1 protein-coding gene is annotated in these 850 nt (G+C 50.2%); it reads right to left on the reverse strand.

Translation table 11 applies throughout. The features are described from left to right. A partial coding sequence (locus C5B91_RS22190; RefSeq protein ID WP_158589933.1) for a hypothetical protein occupies window positions 1–850 on the reverse strand: 850 nt, incomplete at both ends.

Here is an 850-nt window from a genome sequence, read left to right on the forward strand (position 1 = left end):
CAAGCAGCAACGAAGAATGGCTTCTCTGCTTTCTCAAGGCTCTCCCCACAGTCGTGAATGAACTCCAGTAGGCGATCGGAATCCGAAACCATCGCGGCAAATGCTGAGTTTGCCAACTCGATTACTTCGTTGTATAGGTTTGACTGCATTCGAATGAGGGTGTTCCGGGTCACGTCATCCTCGTCAAATTGTGCGAAGAATTCCTCCATCTGGTTCTCCATCATTTCCTCAAGCTGCTCACCAGGTTCGTACTCACCGGCTAACTCACGACAGTTTTCAATGAACCCCTCAACGGCCTCGCGATTCAGTCCGTACTTTTCCAGTAAGCTGTATGTCGCAATGAGGTGTTCTCTGTCGTCGCCATCATCCTGATCCCGGTGGGCAGCGATATGAACGCACATTCGGAGCATATCCGGGACAATTTCCGCAGCGTCCTGCTCGCCTTCGTCAAAGAAAGATATGAAGTCGAATTCCTCGATGCGTTGTAACGTGGAGTCGTAGATTTCCGCAGACGACTCCTCAAAGGCGATCTCTGCATCGGACCTGACCGATGCTCGCATCAAATCCAGCATCACTCTGAAGAACTCTACTTTCAGCTCTTCACCCTTGTTTTCAGGTTCCAGACCACGAATCCATCCAGCATAATCATCTAACTCCAGAGCGAGCAACGTACCTGACTGGTCATCAGGTGTCGGTGCGTAAGGGGCATATCCAAACATGAACTGAAGACGTTCGTTCGGCTCCAATTCCAACTGGTCGATCTCCTCACGTAGCTGCTCTATCTCAGGATTCCCATCGTAGATTTCTTGCAGGTGAGCATTCCCCATCAATCCGTATACGAAACCTTCCA

This window comes from Haloferax sp. Atlit-10N (assembly GCF_003586325.1).
Taxonomy (GTDB): Archaea; Halobacteriota; Halobacteria; order Halobacteriales; family Haloferacaceae; genus Haloferax; species Haloferax prahovense.